Below are 4,528 nucleotides of genomic sequence, written 5' to 3'. Positions count from 1 at the left end.
GGCCTGGACAGCGCGGTGCTGGCCCGTCCTGCCGACTTCGGCGACCTCGTGAGCCGCCCCGGGCTGCGCTTCGACGACCACGCCGCCGCGGTACCCGTTCTGACCGATCGAGGAAACCGAAGGACCCATCATGCGACCGATGACGACGACCCGGGCCACGCCGTTCGCCGTGTCCCTGGAGGAGGTCTCCCAGTCCTATGGCGAAGTGACTGCGCTGGACCGGGTCAGCTGGGGGTTCCGCAAGGGCAGTCTCACCGCGATCATGGGCCTGTCCGGATCGGGCAAGAGCACCTTCCTGCACTGCGCCTCCGGCCTCGACCGGCCCAGCAGCGGAACGGTACGGCTCGGTGATCTGGACATGGGCGGGCTCCGCGAGACGCAGTTGACCCGGCTGCGCCGTGAACGGATCGGATTCGTCTTCCAGGGCTACAACCTCATGCCCTCGATGGATGTCGAACGCAACATCACCCTCCCGCTGTCCCTCGGGAACCGCCAGGTGGACAGGCGCTGGCTGGACGAAGTGGTCCACCGGGTGGGGATGGCCGGCCATCTGGACCGGCTTCCAGCACGTCTGTCCGGCGGTCAGCAGCAGCGTGTGGCGGTCGCCCGAGCGCTGGTCACCCGCCCGGAGATCGTCTTCGCCGACGAGCCGACGGCCGCGCTGGATCCGAGGTCGGCCGAGCACGTCCTGAAGCTGCTGCGTGACGCGGTCGACGAGATGGGACAGACGGTCGTGCTGGTCACCCACGACCCGGTGGCCGCGGCCTGGGCCGACAGTGTCGTTTTCCTGAGCGAGGGCAGGATCGTCGACGAGCTGGCGGCTCCCTCCGCCGCAACCGTACTGGCCCACTGGGGGACGCTGTGAGGCGCGGGATCGCCGCCGGCGTGGCGGTGGCACTGGTGTGCGCGGCCATGTTGACGGGCGCGTTCGGGGTCCTGCTGGAGTCCGCACTACGGGCGCACGGATCGGCCGACCGCTATGAGCGCGCCGTGGCCGTCGTCGCCGCGAGCCAGCGCGTCGAGGTCGTCAAGGACGACCAGACCGATGCCAGGCCACTGGTGGAACGAGCCCGGGTACCGGTATCGGTGGCCGACCGGGTGCGCACGGCACCGGGGGTCACCGAGGTGGTCGCGGACGTCTCTTTGCCGGTGGTCACCGCGGGCGGGGCCGCGCGGACCGGCCGTGGCTGGGACGCGACCGTGCTCACCGCTGTCGAACTTCGTGCCGGCCGGGCCCCGCGGGCGGAACACGAAGTCGCGGTGGACTCCGGCAACGGCATGGCCGTCGGGGACACCGTCCGTCTCCAGGTCGGCGGCAAGGAGCCGGAGCCCTACCGCGTCAGCGGTCTGGTGGCCGGCGGGTCCGGTGCAGGCCGCGATGTCTGGTTCGGCCAGCACACGGCACAGGTCCTCAGCGGCCATCCCGAGCGTGCGGACGCGCTGGTCGTGCTCGGCACGAAGGAGACGTCCGCCCAGACGCTGCGGGCAGCCGCCCCCGGTCTCGTCGTCGCGACCGGCGCGGACCGTGGCGACGTCGAGAACCCGGAGGTGGCGGCGGCACGACTCGACCTGATCGGCGTCTGTGCGTCGATCGGCGGAGTCGCCCTCCTGGTGGTGCTGCTGATCTTGACAGGCCTCCTGGACACGTCCGTACGGGACAGGACCCGCGAACTCGCCGTCCTGCGCGCCATCGGTGCCACCCCTCGGCAGGTCCGCAGGGTGATCGTCCGCGAGACGCTCAAGGTCGCGGTACCGGCGTCGCTCCTGGGCGGTCTGCTGTCGCTCGGGCTCGGCGCCCTGCTGCACCGCTTCATGGCCGAGCAGGGGGTCCTGCCCCCGGGGCTGGGGCTCGCTCTGGGACCGTTTCCTGTCGTCGGTGCCCTGGCGCTCACGGTGCTCACCGCGATCGGTTCCGCCTGGCTTGCGGCACGACGTGTATCCCGGATCCGGCCGGCCCAGGCCGTGAGCGAGACCTCCGCCGAACCGACTCGGCTACCGCGCTGGCGCGTGATCACCGGCCTGGTGCTCCTGGTCGTCGGTCTCGCTTCGGCCGGCACCGCGTTCGCGTTCGGCGGGCAGGTGGCGACCGCGGCCATGGGCGGACTCGTACTCTCCCTCATCTGGGCGGCGGCCCTCCTGGGTCCCTCGATCGCCCGAGGGGGAATCGTCGTCCTCAGCCCCGTCATGCGCCTCCTGTTCCCGGTCCCGGGCCGGCTCGCCACCGACACGGCCACCGCCGCGGCCGTGCGACTCGCGTCGGTGATCACGCCGATCGCGCTCGCGCTCTCCTTCGGCGCCAGCCAGCTGTTCGTGCAGACCACCGCGGTCAACGCCACCCGGACGCAGGCGGCCGCGGGGTTGCGCGCGGACCACGTCCTCGTCTCGAACGGGCCGGGCGTGCCCCGGGCCATGTACCAGGCGGTGAGAGAAACGGCCGGGCCCGACGGCGTGACGGCGGTGAAACGCACCACCGTGGTGATGCAGGTCGCGGACCAGCTCCAGTCCCTGCCCACCCAAGGGCTGAAGGGCGCGCTGTCGAACCTGGACCCAGGCGTGAAGGCGGGCTCGCTGAAGGGTCTGCGCGGCACGAACACGGTCGCGCTCAGTTCGAACGTCGGCAGCACGTCCGACGTCGGTTCGACCGTGTCCCTCTGGCTCGGCGACGGCACCCTGATCCACCCCGAGGTGGTGGCCGTCTACGACCGGGGCCAGGGCTTCGGGGATGCCCTGCTGCCTCACGATGTGGTCGCCGCCCACGTCACCGACGCGGGCCACGACGACTACCTCCTGGTGAAGGGGGAAGCCGACCTGCGACCGGTGCTCGACCGCTTCCCCGGAACCCATGCCACGTCCGCCGGACAGTACAGTGCGGCTCTCACCGAGAAAGCCCGCCGGCAGGGCCTGCCCGGACTGTTCGCGGTCGCGGCGATCTCCCTGTTCACCCTGATCGGCGTGATGACCACCCTGGCCGTCGCCACCGCGTCCCGCCGTCGTGAACTGGCGCTGCTCCGGCTCATCGGCGCTACCCGCGGCCAGGTTCTGGCCATGCTGCGGCTGGAGACCTGCCTCGTCCTCGGTACGGGGGCCGCTGTCGGCTCCCTGGTCGCGGCGGTGACGCTGCTGACCTTCGGCGGCGCGGTGACCGGTCTGTCCGCGCTGTCGGTGTCCCCCTCGGTCTGCGCGGCCGTGCTCGGCACGGTGTTCCTGTCGGGCACGGCAGCCGTCATGCTGCCCGCCCGCCGGCTGCTGCGCCGCCGAAGGTCTCCTCGCATCGCGTAGCGGACCAGGTCCCGCCTCTCTCGTGCCCCCGTCCTCGGGTGGGGCACGAGAAGAGGGCCGTTCCTTCACGCCGCGACCGGCACAGGGCCGGGCCGAGCCACCGGCAGGCCCGCCCGTCGCACCACGACCGCCTCTCCCCGACCCACTGATGTTGTTCCCTACCGACACCGCTCGCGTGCGCCTAGACCAGTTCGGTCAGGGGCTGCTCGCCCTCGCCGCTCACCACCGCGTCCAGTTCGGGTACCTCGGCCAGGACGGTCGTCGGCAGCACCGCGCTCACATGGTGTCCGCTCGCCACCAGCAGCGCCTGTCCACCGGCCGCGCGGTAGCGGGCGGCAGCCTGTCCCACCAGCGGGAACGACGGAGTGGTGGTGGAGAACCCGATCAGCCCGTTCCGCGCCGACAGACACCGCTCGACCAGGCCGTCGAGCCCTCCGCTGTCGCTGCTGCCCTCGTGAATCTCGACGTCGTGCCCCGTTCTAGCAGGTAGGCGACTCCGAGCGGCTGGCTGCGCCGCCCGAAGGACACCGTCGGCGGCGTCGGCATGTCCACCAGGAGTATGCGCATGGCTGGGTGACCTCGAGTAATGATCAGTTACGCAGCACGAGTGAGGCGGAGACGTCGATGCTGTCGATGTCGTGGAACCAGCCACGCGGGATGTACAGCGCGTCACCCGGTGACAGCGAGGCGGCCAGACAGGCCCGCTTGTGCCCGGCGATCTGGCCCAGGAGCCCGTCACCCCCATCGCGGTGGATCGGGGTACGGCTACCAGCGGAGGCCAACCAGACTGCCGTCACGGCTCTCCGCTCGGGTCCGTGTCACCAGACGCAAAGTGGCTGCGAGCGACCGGGAGCTCCCGGATGGCTTGACATAAAAGCTGTTAGCGAGCAACGCGACCTGCGGAAACACGCCCGCCGACGTTATCGGACTGGCGAGCGCCGGACTCATCCCCGAACGCCCGGACCGAAGCCCGAGGGCGGGCACCGCAGTCGTCACCCACTGTGGCCTGCGGCAACGTCTACTTTGCCCCGGGTGACACGGACCCGAGCGCCGGGCCCAGTTGCGGACCGCCGCGGCGCCGAGCTGGTCCCACCGGACAAACGAGCATGGAGAGCTGCTAGGCGAGCGCGGACCCGGATCCGCAGAAGGAACTCTTGGCCCTGCTCCTCGATCACGTCGTCGTCAAGCCTGCCGATGGGCCGGCGTTCGACGTCGCGCCCCGGCTGTCGCTGGTGTGGCGCTCAACCTG

At 71.2% G+C, this 4,528-nt stretch carries 4 protein-coding genes; 2 read left to right on the top strand and 2 right to left on the bottom strand.

Translation table 11 applies throughout. From position 1 onward, the window contains the following. Positions 1 to 139 precede the first annotated feature (139 nt). The gene (locus ACWEJ6_RS54295) at positions 140 to 865 is read left to right on the top strand and encodes an ABC transporter ATP-binding protein (protein ID WP_452433588.1); all 726 of its coding nucleotides are present in this window, start codon (positions 140 to 142) and stop codon (positions 863 to 865) included. Continuing rightward, positions 862 to 3,279 (top strand): FtsX-like permease family protein, encoded by a 2,418-nt coding sequence (locus tag ACWEJ6_RS54290; RefSeq protein WP_452433587.1) that lies wholly within the window; start codon positions 862 to 864, stop codon positions 3,277 to 3,279. Before ACWEJ6_RS54295 ends, ACWEJ6_RS54290 begins: the two co-directional genes overlap by 4 nt. Positions 3,280 to 3,460: 181 nt before the next feature. On the opposite strand, the gene ACWEJ6_RS54285 is transcribed toward ACWEJ6_RS54290, so the two are convergent. Together ACWEJ6_RS54285 and ACWEJ6_RS54280 are read right to left on the bottom strand one after the other, a co-directional pair. Beyond that, positions 3,461 to 3,931, bottom strand: a complete 471-nt coding sequence (locus tag ACWEJ6_RS54285; RefSeq protein WP_452433585.1) for a cobalamin-dependent protein — start codon at positions 3,929 to 3,931, stop codon at positions 3,461 to 3,463. After that, positions 3,870 to 4,076 (bottom strand): cupin-like domain-containing protein, encoded by a 207-nt coding sequence (locus tag ACWEJ6_RS54280; RefSeq protein WP_452433583.1) that lies wholly within the window; start codon positions 4,074 to 4,076, stop codon positions 3,870 to 3,872. The genes ACWEJ6_RS54285 and ACWEJ6_RS54280 overlap by 62 nt, the downstream gene beginning before the upstream one ends. Between the last annotated feature and the right edge of the window lie 452 nt (positions 4,077 to 4,528).

This window comes from Nonomuraea sp. NPDC004702, from assembly GCF_053601695.1.
This window is presented reverse-complemented; position numbering and strand designations above follow the sequence as displayed.

What these genes read in the sequence shown, in the direction of transcription:
- ACWEJ6_RS54295 (WP_452433588.1), top strand. Translation starts at nt 140, where the DNA reads ATGACGACGACCCGGGCCACGCCGTTCGCCGTGTCCCTGGAGGAGGTC.